Genomic DNA, 13,002 nt, shown 5'->3' with positions numbered 1-13,002 from the left:
TTAATATAATACAGGAGGAATGGATATGAACGAACAACAAATGCAGCTAGAGGATATGTTACAGTCGGAACGGTTTAACGGGGTCGAACGTCCATATGGAGTCGAAGACGTGATGAGACTTCGGGGATCGGTACTAATCGAGCATACGCTCGCGACAAAAGGAGCGGAACGGTTATGGGAGTTACTCCACGAGCGGGACTACGTCCACGCGCTCGGGGCGTTGACGGGGAACCAGGCCATCCAGCAAGTGAAGGCGGGTCTCGAAGCCATCTATTTGAGCGGATGGCAAGTCGCCGCCGATGCGAACTTGTCGGGGCACATGTACCCGGACCAAAGCCTGTACCCGGCTAACTCGGTGCCGAGCGTCGTCAAACGGATTAACCAGGCGCTTCAACGGGCCGATCAAATTCAAACGGCGGAAGGGAAAGGCGATACGCATTGGTTCGCCCCGATCGTCGCTGACATGGAAGCCGGTTTCGGCGGTGTGCTCAACGTGTTCGAGTTGACGAAGGCGATGATTGAGGCGGGTGCAGCCGGCGTTCACTTAGAAGATCAACTGTCGTCGGAGAAGAAGTGCGGTCACCTCGGCGGCAAAGTGTTGCTGCCGACACAGACGGCCGTGAAAAACTTGATTGCCGCACGTCTCGCGGCAGACGTCATGGGGGTGTCGACGATTATCGTCGCCCGGACCGACGCCCACGCCGCGAACTTGATTACGAGCGACATCGACCCAATCGATCATCCGTTCATCGTCGGCGACCGGACGCCAGAAGGGTTTTATCGGACCGAGGCAGGAATCGAACAGGCGATCGCACGCGGTCTCGCCTATGCACCGTACGCCGACCTCGTCTGGTGCGAGACGTCCGAGCCTGATTTGGACGAAGCGCGTCAATTCGCGGATGAGATTCATGCGAAGTATCCGGGCAAACTTCTCGCTTACAACTGTTCGCCGTCATTCAATTGGAAGAAGAAGTTGTCGGATGACGAGATCGCAACGTTCCAACAAGAGATTGGTGCGATGGGATACAAATTCCAATTCGTCACGCTCGCTGGCTTCCACTCGCTCAACTTCGGCATGTTCGAACTCGCACGCGGGTATAAAGACCGCGGGATGGCCGCCTACTCGGAACTGCAACAGGCCGAATTCAGTGCAGAACAGCACGGTTATACGGCGACACGTCACCAACGTGAGGTCGGGACCGGGTATTTCGATGAGGTGTCTCTCGTCATCTCGGGAGGCCAGTCGTCAACGACGGCGCTGACCGGATCGACCGAGGCAGAACAATTTGAAGCGCCGTCCCATTAAGCGTCGCCCCTCCACAAGAGGGGCTTTTTTTGTGTCCAAATTCAGAACGCGTGCATCCTGTTCACTTAAATGTGACGTATTTCACATTTTTGTCGTCAAACTTTTGCTACGCTGAACATGTCAAAATGAATATGGAGGTTATGACAGATGACACAGACATTCACGGGCGATACGCACGTATCTGAAATCGTCAAACAATGCCCGCAAGCGGCAGACATTTTCAAACGGAACCGAATCGATTTTTGTTGTGGCGGCAACCGGCCACTCGCTGAAGCGACTGACAAATCGAAACGGTCGACGGAAGACATTTTAGAAGAAGTCAATGCGCTCTATCAACGCAAGCAAGAGATGAACGAGAAGAGCATCGATTGGGATGCTGCTTCTTCATCGGAATTGATTGAGCACATCATTTATAAGCATCACCAGTTTTTGACGGACGAATTGCCACAGCTCACACCATATGTGACAAAAGTGTTCCGGGTTCACGGACAAAACCATCCGCACCTCGGACGCATTCATCAACTGTTCAATCAATTGAAAGTGGAACTTGAACAACATATCGTCAAAGAAGAGACAGAAGACTTCCCGACGTTGCTTCGTCACGAGACGGCACCGACAGCTGAAACGAGACGGGAGCTTGATGACATCTTGGCCTCGCTCGAGTCAGAACACGCGGCAGCCGGTGACATTTTAAAAGAGTTGCGTCAAATCACGAACGACTATACGCCGCCTGAAGGAGCGTGTGGGACGTATCGTCTTGTCTATCAACGGTTAGAAGCGCTCGAATCGGATACATTTGAACACATTCATCTCGAAAACAACATTTTATTCCCGCGGGCGCGCACGTTCGCTTAAGCAGTGGCACACCTCTACTTACGTGGGGGTGTCTTTTTGTGACGTTTGATACAGATGGGAGGCAAATCAAGCGCTACGATAAAGGGGAGGCAAAGGAGTGATTAATCATGAAACGGGTGAGTGGAGTCATCGTAGGGGTGACGGTCGCCTTATTACTAAGTCAAGTCTGGTCGAGTTCAGATTCGGAGGACACCACCGTGACCATTTTGGCGGCGGCAAGCTTAGGACCGGCTTTAGAAGCGGTCGAGCGACAACTTGAAGCGGAATTCGATGGGATCGACGTTCGGGTCGTGACGAACGGGAGCGGCGCCTTGCGAGCACAAATCGATCACGGGTCTCCGGCAGATATCTTTTTAGCCGCGAGCGTTGAGATGTCGACCGATTACAAATCCCGATTCTAGAGCGGGATGCGTTTTTGCATAACGAGCTGTGGCTCGTGACACCGAAAGGGAATCCGTGCGCGGAGACGTGGGACGACTTAAACGCATGTGCTCGGATCGTCATCGGTGACCCGGTCAATGTCCCGGCCGGTCGCTACGCGAAAGCGGCGCTAGAAGTGGAAGGCGTGTGGGAAGAAGTGGAACCACGAATCATGTTCGCCCAGAATGTGAGACAAGTGTTGACGCTCATCGAACAAGGCGACGCCAATGCGGGATTTGTCTATAAGACGGAACTGACGACGGGTACGATCGCGTATCCGGCGGTCCGATTGACGCACAACCCATACGTGCGCGATGTTTACGCGCGTTTGTTTGACGATGATATCCAAGCTCACTTTTTAGCGAAAGGATTTTCTAAATGACGCAATCTCCACTTCAACTCACATTCGAAGTCGGGATGATGGCGACGGTGAGCGCCTTCGTCCTCGCCTTCGGAGCGGCCTATTTCATGCATCACCGTCAATTCAAAGGAAAGCGGCTGCTGGAGACGGTGTTTTTACTGCCGCTCATCTTGCCGCCGACAGTCATCGGACTATACGCCTTGATTGTCCTTGGGAACAACGGGATCGGCGGATTGTTGCCGATTACTATCTTGTTCACCAAACAGGCGAACGTCATCGCGTCCGCCTTGGCCGCGTTCCCACTCATCTACCAAACGATTCGTCTCGGTCTCAAACAACTCGATGCGGAATGGTATGAGGCCGGACGCGGATGGTCGATGTCTCGGATAAACCGGAAACGACACGTACTACTCGGGCCCGTACATCAGTTGAACTGAGCGGTGAACTCAAACAACTCATCACGGATGGGGGTCTTGCAAAAGGGGATGTACTCGCTGTCGCTCAAGTGGCTGGCATCATGGCCGCCAAAGAGACGAGCCGCATCATTCCGATGTGTCATCCGCTCGCCTTGAAAAAAGTCGATTTGACGTTCGAATGGGACGGGACACAGCTCATCATCGAGTCGTTTGTGAAGACGAAAGGCGATACCGGTGTCGAGATGGAGGCGTTGACGGCAGCAATGGTCGCTGCCTTGACCGTGTACGATATGACGAAAGCAGTCGATAAAGGCATCGTCATCGGACCGACATACTTGCTCGAGAAACAAGGCGGGAAGTCAGGGGACTACATCCGATGACACCTGTCCCAGAACGTTACGCGCGGCAGGCCCGGTTCCACGGCATCGGGGTGGAGGGCCAAGAACGTCTGATGGAGAAACGCGTGCTCGTCGTCGGTCTCGGCGCGCTCGGGGCGGCCGTTAGCGATCAACTTGTTCGGGCCGGCGTCTCGCTCATCCTCGTCGACCGCGACTACGTCGAGGTGACGAACTTACAACGACAGACGCTCTATACGGAACAGGACGCACGTTCCGAGACGCCGAAAGCGGTCGCAGCGCTCGAACGCCTGCGGGCCATCAACTCAGACGTTGAGTTGGACGCTCAAATCGCCGATGTCTCGTGGGATTGGCTTCGGCCTTTGCCGTCCGTTGATCTCATCTTGGACGCAACCGATAACGTCGAGACGCGTCTTCTATTGAACGATTTCGCACTCGAGCGTGGCATTCCGTTCTTGTTTGCCTCTTGCGTCGGGGCATACGGCATGAACTACACAGTGATGCCGGGAGAAGCGCCGTGTCTTCGTTGTCTCATGCGTCATTTGCCGCTAGCCGGGCAAACGTGCGCGACAGCGGGGGTGGTAGCGCCAATCGTTCAACATGTGGCAAGTCGTCAAGCCGTTGAGGCATTGAAATATTTGACGGGGCGTCATGAAAAGATGGAACGTCGACTCTTGATTGAAGATATGTGGGAAAACCAGTCACAGCGACTAGATGTCGCACGTCTCGTCGATGTGTCTTGTCCTTCTTGTCAAATTCACGACTATCCGAGCCTCGTCCCGAATCGGCAACAGACAGCACTCCTCTGTGGGCGTGACGTCGTCCAAGTCCGTCGGTCCATCGAAGGGCTTGAACCAATCGCACATCAACTCGAGCGTGCGGACATCGCTGTGAAACAGACACCGTTCACATTAGAATGGCGATGGCGGAATCATCGGATGCTTTTATTTAAAGACGGTCGTGTGCTCGTCCATGGAATTGATGACGCGAACGTCGCAATCGCGATGGTCGATGAGTGTCTTGGCGCATAAAAAAGTGTCCCCCGAAAAGCGGAGGACACTTTTTTGGTTAGCGTGGGATTGTAAGCACTTGCCCGACGCTAATCAAGCTGACGTTCGTAATATTGTTGGCGGCTGCAATCTTAGCGACGGTCGTTTTGTACAAAGTGGCGATCTTATAGAGCGTGTCACCCGATTTAACCGTATACTTGACGGTCGTCGTAGGTGGAGGAGTTACAGTGGTACCCGGGATGACGAGCACTTGTCCGACATAGATGAGACTGTAGTTTGTAATTTTGTTGGCCGCAGCGAGCGCAGCGACTGTGACGTTGTAAGCTCGGGCGATGCTATAAAGGGTATCGCCTGATTTGACGGTATACGTTTTGCTAGTAGATGTGTTTTGGTAAGCGAGCAATTGCGAGACGGTGACGAACTTGTAGCCTTTCGCTTTCAACTGGGCAATCATCGTCGGCAAGGCGAGTGGTGTACCTGGAGCGCCGGCACCGGTGTGCATCAAGACGATTGAGCCTGGTTTGATGTTCGCCTGTACTTTCGTATTGATTTGGCTAGCAGTGACTCCTTTCCAGTCCACGGTATCGATGTTCCATTGAATCGTATAACCGTAGCCGGCAGCGCCGACTCCGCTCAACACGGCGCTATTGACGGCGCCGAACGGTGCCCGGAAGATTGGTTTTGTCGTTTTGCCAGTAAGCGATTTAATGAGCGCTTCCGTCCGATCAAGTTCTGATTTCATTTGCGTGGCGGTCAACTTTGTGAAGTCTGGATGGGTATACGAATGGTTACCGAGTTGGTGACCTTTAGCTGCGATGTTTTTAATGTATTGAGGATGGTTATTGGCGCCTGATCCAGTCAAAAAGAAAGTGGCTTTGACGTTGTTCTTGGCAAGTATGTCCAAAATCTTATTCGTATTCGCACCATCCGCCCCGTCATCGAACGTCAACGCGACAACTTTACTCGTCGTATTCACGCTCGTGATGAATTTCGAAGCGGCGGCGTCAGCCGATTTTGGATAAGCGACTAACGGTGCCAACATGATCAACAAGGCCATCAACACACGTACAAACTTGCTCTTCATTTTGGTTTCGCCTCCATTCTTGGGTGTATGTATCTTGATGTTAAGGCTTTCCATATATTGAGCTGTGTATATATTTTATATACCCCCTTTTAGTGGTAAACATCGTCTAACCCTAAAAATAGGGAAAGGAATTTTTGGATAATGACTCTCAATATTTGTGTTCGATTTATGAGTGACCAACGTGTCAAATATCACACAATCCTCACACATTTCCTAAAAAAGGGTGCTATCATGAACAATGTGTGAAGAATGTAAGCGATTGAATAGGGGGATTCAACATGAGTAAATCAATGAAACGGTTCGGGGTGGCATTTGGTCTCGTCGGTCTGTTCGTCCTTGGGGCGTGCGGAGCCGATGAAACGGTCAGTGGCACGGAGACGGTGCAGTCGATGGAACCGGTAGAAGCAGAATTAAACGTTCCGGCCACGGCGGACAAAGACGAGACGGTCACGTTGGCGGTTCGCGTCACACAAGACGGTGAAGCGGTCGATGATGCCGACGAGATTAAGTTCGAGGTCTGGAAAAATGGCGCCAAGGAAGAGAGTGAGATGACGAAAGCGTCGCTCACAGAAGATGGAGTCTACGAGGCGGAGACGACGTTTGTCGAAGAAGCAGTTTACACGGTGCAAGTCCATGTGACGGCCCGTTCGATGCATACGATGCCGACGACTAACGTTACGGTCGGCCATCCGGAGACGGCGGCCGAGGCTGAGGCTGAAGCTGAGCAAGACCATCACAACCACGCGGGAGCAGACATTGTCCTTGATCCGACTCAAGCTGTCGCCAATGAAGTCCAACCGTTCACAGTCAACGTCGAAATTGAGCATGAGGCGTTGACGGGTGCGGACGTCCAACTCGAAGTGTTCAAAGACGGAGCGGACAAGCACGACTGGGTGAAGCTTGATGAAACGGAAGGCGGAAGCTATGAAGGTGAGCATACATTCAAAGAGTCAGGCATATACAACGTTCAAGTCCACGTGACGAAAGGACACGACATCCATGAACATATCATGGAGACGGTCGAGGTCAAATAAAAAAATCGATCGGCCGCGGCCGATCGATTTTTCTTATGCGTTCTGATAGAGTGACTCGACTTGTTGTTGAAGCGATTCGTTCTCGAGGAACTCGTCATACGTCGCTTCTTTGTCGACGATCCCGTTCGGCGTCACTTCGATGATGCGCGTGGCAATCGTCGAGATGAGCTGATGGTCATGCGAGCTGAAGAGGAGTACGCCTTTGAACGTTTCGAGACCGTTGTTGAGCGCCGTAATCGACTCGAGGTCCAAGTGGTTTGTCGGATCGTCAAGAACGAGGACGTTCGAGTTGGAGAGCATCATTTTCGAGAGCATGCAACGCACTTTCTCGCCCCCTGAGAGGACAGACGCTTTCTTCATGACTTCTTCGCCTGAGAAGAGCATACGACCGAGGAAGCCGCGAAGGAACGTATCCGACTCGTCTGCTGGTGAGAACTGGCGTAACCAATCCAAGATGCTCTTATCCGAGCCTTCGAAGTATTCTGAGTTGTCTTTCGGGAAGTAAGACTGTGTCGTCGTGACGCCCCATTTGATTGTACCTGTGTCAGGCTCCATCTCACCCATGATGATTTTGAAGAGTGTCGTGATGGCGACGTCCGAACGGCCGACGAATGCGACTTTGTCTGTCTTGTTCAGTGAGAACGTGACGTTGTCGAGTACTTTGACGCCATCGATTGTTTTCGAGACGTTGTCGACGTAGAGTACGTCATTCCCGATTTCGCGCTCCATCGAGAAGCCGACGAACGGATAACGGCGTGACGACGGACGGATATCGTCGAGCGTGATTTTATCGAGCAACTTCTTACGCGACGTCGCTTGACGCGCCTTCGAGGCGTTCGAGCTGAAGCGGGCGATGAAGTTTTGAAGTTCTTTGATTTTCTCTTCTTTTTTCTTGTTCTGGTCGTTGGCCATACGTGAAGCGAGTTGGCTCGACTCGTACCAGAAGTCGTAGTTACCGACGTACAATTGAATCTTCCCGAAGTCGAGGTCGGCCATGTGCGTACACACTTTGTTCAAGAAGTGACGGTCATGGGATACGACGATGACGGTGTTCTCAAAGTTGATCAAGAACTCTTCGAGCCATTGAATCGCCTTGAGGTCAAGACCGTTCGTCGGCTCATCGAGGAGAAGAATGTCAGGTTTGCCAAACAATGCTTGAGCAAGGAGGACTTTGACTTTCTCGCCACCTGTGAGCTCGCTCATGAGCTTGTGGTGTGACGCGTCCGTGATGCCGAGTCCTTGAAGGACCATGGCTGCTTCTGATTCGGCTTCCCAACCGTTCATCTCGGCGAATTCGCCTTCGAGTTCAGCCGCGCGCATACCATCTTCGTCAGAGAAATCTTCCTTCATATAGATGGCGTCTTTCTCCTTCATGACTTGATACAAACGCTCGTGGCCCATGATGACCGTTTCGAGTACCGCTTGGTCTTCGTACGCGTAATGGTCCTGTTTGAGGACGGCGAGGCGTTCGCCAGGCGAGAAGCTGACGTCACCTGTTGTCGTGTCTTGCTCACCGGCAAGAATTTTTAAGAATGTTGACTTCCCGGCGCCGTTTGCGCCGATCAAGCCGTAACAGTTGCCTGGTGTGAACTTGATGTTCACGTCTTCGAACAACTTGCGGCCACCGAATTGGAGACTTACGTTATTTACTGTAATCATGTATAGGATCCCTCGTTTTTCTGATTAGTTTACGACGTGTATTGTATCACGTTTTTTGAAAACGCGCAGTCGTGGGTAAAAATGAAACAAACAGCAACCTGATTCGTATAGAGAATAAAAGGGGGAATCAGTCATGAAAACAACGCTCCCGCTGAAAGAAGCGTGGTCGAACTATTATCGTAGAGATTTCTTCCGTCTATGGGTCATTTTCCTCGTGACGGGCATCGGGTCGTATTTCTTGTTTCGATCGTTCATCGCACCCGATCAAATAGACGAGATTTTAGCGCAGCTCGGAGATACGTTTGAATCGAGGGGATTGACGTTCGATTCGAGCGCCCGTGAGACGATGATTGCCTTGTTCGTGAACAATACACGAGTCACGCTGTTCGCCTTCCTGCTCGGGATGATTCCGCTCTTCATCCCGTACGTGTTCGTCGTCATCAACGCCGCGGTCATCGGGCTGGTCGCCATGCTCGTTGGGTTTGCCGGCGAATCCGTGATTCGGGTCATCGTGCTCGGCATTTTACCCCACGGTGTCACGGAGATCTCGGCCATCTTACTCGGAGCGGCGATGGGATTATCGCTCAACCGTTACGTATGGAAGAAACTGCGCGGGAAAGAGACGGACGTCACGTTCAAGGCGCTATTTGTGGCAGGCGTGAAGATGTTTCTCTTCATCGCGGTGCCGCTCCTCGCCATTTCGGCCGTCATCGAGGCATACGTGACCCCACTGTTATTACAGTAAAAAAGCCATCAGCGATGGCTTTTTTACTTGAAATGATTCGTTGTCTCAACACATCGGATCAAACGAATCCCTTCTCTGGACAGTTCGCCGTTCACTTGCCAAATTTCTAATCCATTCGTGATCGCATCGCGAATCAGCTGACGAATCCGCGCGTCTTGTTTCCGGTTCGGGTTGCCGGTGAAGACGGGCGCATCATATAAAAAGACATACAACAGGACGGCCCGTTTGGTTGCAGGCAACGTCGCAATCAACGTCTCGAGATGGCGAATTAATCGTTCGGTCTCGATCGGTCTCGTCACCGCACGGCGTTCAAAGCGGGGGAGAGGCGTCACAAACAACTCGGTGAGTGGTGCCTTCACTTCCATATAGACACCATCAACTTTGAAATCGAGTCGTGACGTGCCAATGACTTGCTCGCGTTCCACATATTTCGAGTAAGGAAAGACCGGTAATGCGTCCGTGTCCAAGCAATACGCGACGAAATCGTTGGCGCGACCTTGATGAATCCCAATCCATTGTCGGTCTGCATCAATCGAGATGGCTTCTACTGTGAAGGCGGTGTTCCGTCGCGGATCGTTCGTTGTCGAGATGAGGCAAGGCACCCCGTCAAAGACGAGGTCACCGATGCGGCCTGTGACCGGACAGTGGCAGGCGACGACGGTGTCGCCGATCAATACATCCATCACGAACCGATTGCGTCGTTTCAAAATGATGCCTTCTTGCAGGTCTAGTGCGAAGCGATACATCGTCAGTCGACGCGTGTGACCGTCGTGTCGAGCTCGAACGTGACGTTGCCGGCCAAGGCGCGTGAAATCATGCAGCCATCCTTGGCTTTCTTGGCGATCCGTTCGACGAGCGTGATATCACGGTCTGTGGCATCTATCGGCACGTTGATGCGGGTCGTGTAGCGAATCGTCTCATACGTGAAGACACCGTTCGTCACGTCGACGATGCCTTCGGCGTCAATCGTGATTCCGCGATGTGGCAGTTCGCTTCGCCCGAGCATAGCCGCGAGCGTGATGATATAGCAGGTCGCCGCAGCACCGAGCAACATCTCATCGGGGTTCGTCCCGATGCCCGGACCATCCATTTCCGGGGGAATCGAGATTTGTGTCTTTAACCGTTCGGCCTCAATCGTTCCGACGTCGTTGCGTCCGCCGGTCCAGTCGAGGTTCATTTGAAACGTATGCTTCATAAAAAATCGCCTCCAATGTCTCTATTCTAGAAGAGAACGATTGGAGGCGCATGTGTTATGCTCGCGCGCGTTCAGCGAACGTGCGGAGCGTCTGGATGATGACGTGGGTCGCTTTTTCCATGTTGTTGACGGAGACGTACTCGAACTTGCCGTGATAGTTCTCGCCGCCCGTGAAGATGTTCGGGGTCGGGAGTCCCATATACGACAGTTGCGAACCGTCCGTCCCACCGCGAATCGGTTCGATTTTCGGTTCGATCCCAAGTTCGCGCATGACGTCGGCGACCGTATCGACGATGTGTTTCACTGGCTCGATTTTCTCGGCCATGTTGTAGTATTGGTCGTCCATTTTTAAGTCAACGCGTGCTTCACCGTACTTCTGTTTCCATTCAACGACGAGCTTTTCAAGCAACGCTTTGCGCGCCTCGAACTTCGTGCGATCGTGATCGCGGATGATATATTGCAGCGTCGTCGTCTCCACGTCGCCAGAGAAGCCGTTCAGATGGAAGAAGCCTTCGTAGTCGCTCGTATGCTCTGGGGCCTCATCAGCCGGAAGGCGGTTGTGGAATGCCATCGCCAATTTCATCGAGTTGACCATCTTGTTTTTGGCACTGCCCGGGTGGACGTTCGTCCCATGGAACGTGACCGTGGCACCAGCGGCGTTGAAGCTCTCATATTGGAGTTCGCCGAGGGGACCGCCGTCCATCGTATAGGCGAAGTCGGCGTTGAAGCGAGCGACGTCGAACTTGTGCGGGCCGCGTCCAATTTCTTCGTCCGGTGTGAAGGCGATCCGGACCGGTCCGTGCGGGATCTCCGGATGGGCCAATAAGTATTCGACCGCAGTGACGATTTCGGCCATTCCGGCTTTGTCATCGGCACCGAGCAAGGTCGTGCCGTCTGTCGTGATGAGCGTATGTCCGACATAGCCGTCGAGCTCCGGGAAGTCACGCGGCGACAAGATGACTTGGAGCGCCTCGTTCAAGACGATATCGCCACCCTCGTAATGTGCGACGAGTTGCGGGTTGACGTTCGTCCCGGTGAAGTCGGTCGCCGTATCGACGTGGGCAAGTAAGCCGATCGTCGGTACATCATGGTCGACGTTACTCGGAAGTGTCGCGAACAAGTAACCGTACTCATCCGTCTCGACGTCCTCGAGCCCGATTGCTTTCAATTCGGTCTCGAGATGGCGAATCAAATCCCATTGTTTCGCCGTCGACGGAGTCGTCTCACTCGTGAAGTCGGACTGTGTATCAATTTTTGCATACGTGATTAAACGTTCAATCAATTTCGATTGCATGGTCTGCCTCCTCTGATGAATCTGTTCTCATTTAGTTTAGCATGAGAGCCGTTTTGAAAAGTATCGAAATTGTTTGAAAATAAAAAGAGAGGCACGATGGCCTCTCTTCGTGCCCGATTTCTTCCCGAATCAAAACAGAAGAGGAAGTAGAAATGGCAACACAAATGACGTAAAGATGGCAGACAGACCCATCGCGGCCCCACCTGTCGCACCGGATAATGGGTGTTCCGTCGCGGCTTGAGCCGTCCCGATGCCGTGGCTGAGCGTCCCGAGCGCAAGTCCGCGCGTGAACGGGTCGGTCACGTTGAAGCGCGTGAGAATTATCGGACCGAGCATGGCCCCGAGGATCCCACAAGCGACGGCGACCGACGCGGCGAGTGCGGCGTCACCTTGTAGTTGCCGCGCCAATTCTAAGGCAATCGGTGACGTCACTGATTTGACGGACAAGGCGAGCAAGACGTGATCCGTCAATTTGAGCGCGGTCCCTAACCCGACAGCGACGAAAATCGTCGACAGCGTCCCGAGTATAATGGCCCCGAGCGCCCGTTTCGCACGCGCGAGCAAGATAGGCAAGTTGCGATAGAGTGGTAATCCGAGTGCGACCGTTGCTGGTCCAAGCAGCGTCGTGATGGCGTCTCGAGCCGGGGCGTACGTGTCGTACGTCTGTCCGGACAAGAGCAAGATGACAATCAATGTCGCTGTACTCAAGAAGACGACGTTTGTGAAGGGGGAAGCCCATTTGAACGATAGTTTGCGGCTCAACATGTAGACGCCGATGGTGACGAGCACCCAAAATAATGTCATGAGGCTTCACCTCGTCTTCCAGAGATGAGTGCGGTGACGATGAGGCCAACGAATAGACTGATGATCAAGGCGGCAAACAGTGGCACACCTTCCGCCTTCAATAAATCACTGTAAGACATGAGTCCGACCGCAATCGGGATAAAGAAGAAAGCGAGATGCTTTGTCATAAAACCAGCGCTGTCTTCAATCCATTCGACACGGATCAGTTTGGTCATCAATAAGAGCAGTAAGAGGACCATTCCGATGACGCTTCCAGGAACTTTTAAATCAAGCGCAGCGACGATCCAATTGCCGAGTGCGCTCAAGCCAAACAAGAGCGAAAGGCCGATGATCCATTTGATGAGACGTTGCATATGTGACATCCTTTCGCGAATAAGTTCAAAACGTATGCATTTTCTCAAGTTTCATTCATTCGGTCAAGATAAAGGCTATATAAAAAATGATAAAGGGTACACACGTTCGG

Annotated in this window: 16 protein-coding genes; 9 read left to right on the top strand and 7 right to left on the bottom strand. The window is 52.7% G+C overall.

The features are described from left to right. Window positions 1–25 precede the first annotated feature (25 nt). The 7 genes from aceA (at window position 26) to ACZ2GZ_RS14655 (ending at window position 4,745) form a co-directional block, all read left to right on the top strand. Window positions 26–1,306 carry an isocitrate lyase gene (gene aceA, locus ACZ2GZ_RS14685; protein ID WP_408584493.1) on the top strand — a complete coding sequence of 427 codons (1,281 nt, stop codon included), beginning with the start codon at window positions 26–28 and terminating at the stop codon, window positions 1,304–1,306. Window positions 1,307–1,453: 147 nt separating this feature from the next. Next, a complete protein-coding gene (gene ric / locus ACZ2GZ_RS14680; protein ID WP_029596325.1) occupies window positions 1,454–2,161 on the top strand; it encodes an iron-sulfur cluster repair di-iron protein in 708 nt (235 codons plus the stop codon). Window positions 2,162–2,268: 107 nt separating this feature from the next. Beyond that, window positions 2,269–2,562 carry a molybdate ABC transporter substrate-binding protein gene (locus tag ACZ2GZ_RS14675; protein ID WP_251128708.1) on the top strand — a complete coding sequence of 98 codons (294 nt, stop codon included), beginning with the start codon at window positions 2,269–2,271 and terminating at the stop codon, window positions 2,560–2,562. Window positions 2,563–2,576: 14 nt separating this feature from the next. Continuing rightward, entirely contained in the window at window positions 2,577–2,963 is a 387-nt protein-coding gene (gene modA, locus ACZ2GZ_RS14670) for a molybdate ABC transporter substrate-binding protein (RefSeq protein WP_251128707.1), read from the top strand. After that, window positions 2,960–3,379, top strand: a complete 420-nt coding sequence (locus ACZ2GZ_RS14665) for a molybdate ABC transporter permease subunit (protein ID WP_241764623.1) — start codon at window positions 2,960–2,962, stop codon at window positions 3,377–3,379. The genes modA and ACZ2GZ_RS14665 overlap by 4 nt, the downstream gene beginning before the upstream one ends. Then, window positions 3,313–3,738, top strand: coding sequence for a cyclic pyranopterin monophosphate synthase MoaC (gene moaC / locus ACZ2GZ_RS14660; RefSeq protein ID WP_029596323.1), 426 nt, complete (start codon window positions 3,313–3,315; stop codon window positions 3,736–3,738). Before ACZ2GZ_RS14665 ends, moaC begins: the two co-directional genes overlap by 67 nt. Beyond that, window positions 3,735–4,745, top strand: coding sequence for a ThiF family adenylyltransferase (locus ACZ2GZ_RS14655; protein ID WP_029596322.1), 1,011 nt, complete (start codon window positions 3,735–3,737; stop codon window positions 4,743–4,745). Before moaC ends, ACZ2GZ_RS14655 begins: the two co-directional genes overlap by 4 nt. Window positions 4,746–4,782: 37 nt before the next feature. Here the strand turns inward: ACZ2GZ_RS14655 and ACZ2GZ_RS14650 are convergent, their stop codons facing one another. After that, window positions 4,783–5,808: a polysaccharide deacetylase family protein gene (locus ACZ2GZ_RS14650; RefSeq protein WP_029596321.1), complete on the bottom strand. Its 1,026-nt coding sequence runs from the start codon at window positions 5,806–5,808 to the stop codon at window positions 4,783–4,785. Window positions 5,809–6,086: 278 nt separating this feature from the next. On the opposite strand from ACZ2GZ_RS14650, the gene ACZ2GZ_RS14645 reads away from it, so the two are divergent. After that, window positions 6,087–6,842 carry a FixH family protein gene (locus ACZ2GZ_RS14645; RefSeq protein WP_029596320.1) on the top strand — a complete coding sequence of 252 codons (756 nt, stop codon included), beginning with the start codon at window positions 6,087–6,089 and terminating at the stop codon, window positions 6,840–6,842. A gap of 33 nt (window positions 6,843–6,875) precedes the next feature. Here the strand turns inward: ACZ2GZ_RS14645 and ACZ2GZ_RS14640 are convergent, their stop codons facing one another. Then, on the bottom strand, window positions 6,876–8,501 hold the full coding sequence (locus ACZ2GZ_RS14640) for an ABC-F family ATP-binding cassette domain-containing protein (RefSeq protein WP_021068037.1): 1,626 nt from the start codon (window positions 8,499–8,501) through the stop codon (window positions 6,876–6,878). A 133-nt stretch (window positions 8,502–8,634) separates the two neighbouring features. Between ACZ2GZ_RS14640 and ACZ2GZ_RS14635 the strand changes: the two genes are divergently transcribed. After that, window positions 8,635–9,246, top strand: a complete 612-nt coding sequence (locus tag ACZ2GZ_RS14635; protein ID WP_029596319.1) for a stage II sporulation protein M — start codon at window positions 8,635–8,637, stop codon at window positions 9,244–9,246. Window positions 9,247–9,269: 23 nt separating this feature from the next. Here the strand turns inward: ACZ2GZ_RS14635 and ACZ2GZ_RS14630 are convergent, their stop codons facing one another. The 5 genes from ACZ2GZ_RS14630 to ACZ2GZ_RS14610 all read right to left on the bottom strand — a co-directional run bounded on the left by ACZ2GZ_RS14630 (window position 9,270) and on the right by ACZ2GZ_RS14610 (window position 12,892). Next, the gene (locus tag ACZ2GZ_RS14630) at window positions 9,270–9,992 is read right to left on the bottom strand and encodes a DNA/RNA nuclease SfsA (RefSeq protein WP_029596318.1); all 723 of its coding nucleotides are present in this window, start codon (window positions 9,990–9,992) and stop codon (window positions 9,270–9,272) included. A 2-nt stretch (window positions 9,993–9,994) separates the two neighbouring features. Beyond that, the gene (locus ACZ2GZ_RS14625) at window positions 9,995–10,441 is read right to left on the bottom strand and encodes an SACOL1771 family peroxiredoxin (RefSeq protein ID WP_029596317.1); all 447 of its coding nucleotides are present in this window, start codon (window positions 10,439–10,441) and stop codon (window positions 9,995–9,997) included. Between the two features lie 55 nt (window positions 10,442–10,496). Continuing rightward, the gene (gene pepT, locus ACZ2GZ_RS14620; RefSeq protein ID WP_029596316.1) at window positions 10,497–11,735 is read right to left on the bottom strand and encodes a peptidase T; all 1,239 of its coding nucleotides are present in this window, start codon (window positions 11,733–11,735) and stop codon (window positions 10,497–10,499) included. Window positions 11,736–11,864: 129 nt separating this feature from the next. Further along, window positions 11,865–12,539: an LrgB family protein gene (locus ACZ2GZ_RS14615; protein ID WP_029596315.1), complete on the bottom strand. Its 675-nt coding sequence runs from the start codon at window positions 12,537–12,539 to the stop codon at window positions 11,865–11,867. Next, entirely contained in the window at window positions 12,536–12,892 is a 357-nt protein-coding gene (locus tag ACZ2GZ_RS14610; RefSeq protein WP_029596314.1) for a CidA/LrgA family protein, read from the bottom strand. The genes ACZ2GZ_RS14615 and ACZ2GZ_RS14610 overlap by 4 nt, the downstream gene beginning before the upstream one ends. Window positions 12,893–13,002: the final 110 nt, after the last annotated feature.

This window comes from Exiguobacterium sp. KKT215 (assembly GCF_055635335.1).
This window is presented reverse-complemented; position numbering and strand designations above follow the sequence as displayed.